Here is a 1,820-nt window from a genome sequence, read left to right on the forward strand (position 1 = left end):
GGCGGGCAGTGGGCAGGGGTGGGCCTGGGGGAGGGGGGGAGTGTCGGGGTCCCGGGCGCCCGCCCCGGCGCCGCCGCCGGCTATCTGCGCCGCGCCCTCGACGAACCGCTCTCCGACGACCGGCGCCAGCAACTGCTCACCGAGCTGGGCTCGCTGGAGTACGCCTCGGCCGACGGCGCGGTGGCCATCGCCCGTCTGGCGGAGGCACAGCACCTGCCGGCCGCCCCCCGGGACCGGGTGCGCGCCGCCGTCGCCCTGGGCACGGCCCTGGTCGGCCGCGGCGAGGTCACCACCGCCCTGGCGGTACTGCGGCGCGCAGAGGTCAGCCTGGACGGCCATCCGGGACTCACCCGCACCGTGCAGACCGCCACCGCACTGCTGGCCGACTCCGACCTCGCGACCCGTCAGGAGACCTACCGCAGGCTCTGGGAGAGCGGCGAACACGCGCCGGAACTCGTCGGCACCGCCAGCCGGGCCCTGCTGGTGCGCTACGAGGCGACGGCCGGCCTGATCTCGGCCGGCGAGGCCATGACCCGCGTACGGGCCCTGCTCGCACAGCCCTCCGACCCGCTGGCCGAGCCGTTCCTGCTGGGGACGGCGGCGGCGGTCGCCGAATGGGCCGACGAACTCGACGAGGCCGAGCGGCTCGTGGACCGGGGACTGGCCGGCCAGCATCCCGCCCTCCTGCACCCCATGGAGCACGCGCTGCTCAACACCCGCGCCGACATCGCCGCGGCCCGGGGCGACGTCGCCCGGCTGATCGCCGTACGCGGCGACGGCGCGGCCGTCGCGGCCCGCGCCCACAGCGGCCCCTCCAACCGGGACGCCCACGTGCTGATGGCACTCGTCCACACGGGGCGCTCCGAGGAGGCCGCACGGCTCGCCCACGCCTTCGACCTGAGCCGGGCACCGGAATCGTGGGAGCTGAACCGCTTCCTCTACGCGCGGGGAGTGCAGCGCCTCGCCGCGGGCGACCCGGCGGGCGCCCTGCACGACTTCCTGGAATGCGGCCGCCGCCAGAGCGCCCGCGAGGTGCTGAGCCCGGTCGTCACCCCCTGGCGCTCGGCGGTCGCCCAGTGCCGTCTCGCGCTCGGCGACGGCCAGGAGGCCCTGGCCCTGGCCACCGAGGAACTGCGGCTGGCCCGGGTGTGGAACACCCCGCGCACGGTGGGACGCGCGCTGCGCGTCCTGGGCACCGCGACCGGCGGCCGTCGCGGACTGCACCTCGCCCAGGAGGCGGTGGAGATCCTGCGGGACGCACCCGCCGACGCCGGCATGGAACTGGTCGAGGCCCTCCTCGCCCATGGCCGCCAGCTCCTCGCCGCCGGGGAGCGCGGACGCGCCCGTGACCGGCTGCGCGAGGCGGCGGACCTGGCCGAACGCAAGGGCGGCCTGCGGTTGCTCGCCCTGGCCGAGCAGGCCCTCCGCGAGGGCGGCGCCCGGATCCCGGCCTCCGGGGCCCTGACCGGAAGCGAGCGCCGCATCGCGGAACTGGCCGCGGCGGGGCGGACGAACACCGAGATCGCCGACCTGCTGCACCTGGCCCGCCGCACCGTGGAGACGCACCTGACGAGCACCTACCGCAAGCTGGGCATACGCCGGAGGTCGGAACTCCCCGCCACCTTGCCCCTCGTCCGCACCCCGCCCGTCGCCCCCGGCGGCCCGACCTGACCCCGGGCCGCGCCCCGCACCCCGCCGGCCGTCCGCCGCCCGGGCCGCCTGGGCCGTCCGTCGTCCGCTGCCACGCCGTCCGCCGTCCGCCGTCCGGCGTGGCGGCAGGCAGCGGCGGCCTCCTGACGCACGTTCGGCCCATCAATGGC

General features: G+C 77.6%; 1 protein-coding gene. It reads left to right on the plus strand.

All coding sequences use genetic code 11. The annotated features are described in order from the left end of the window. On the plus strand, positions 1–1,671 hold a 1,671-nt coding region (locus ACFXA3_RS42015), incomplete at its 5' end, for a LuxR C-terminal-related transcriptional regulator (RefSeq protein ID WP_385196703.1). Positions 1,672–1,820 lie beyond the last annotated feature (149 nt).

The organism is Streptomyces sp. NPDC059456 (genome assembly GCF_042750055.1).
In the GTDB taxonomy this organism is placed as follows: domain Bacteria; phylum Actinomycetota; class Actinomycetes; order Streptomycetales; family Streptomycetaceae; genus Streptomyces.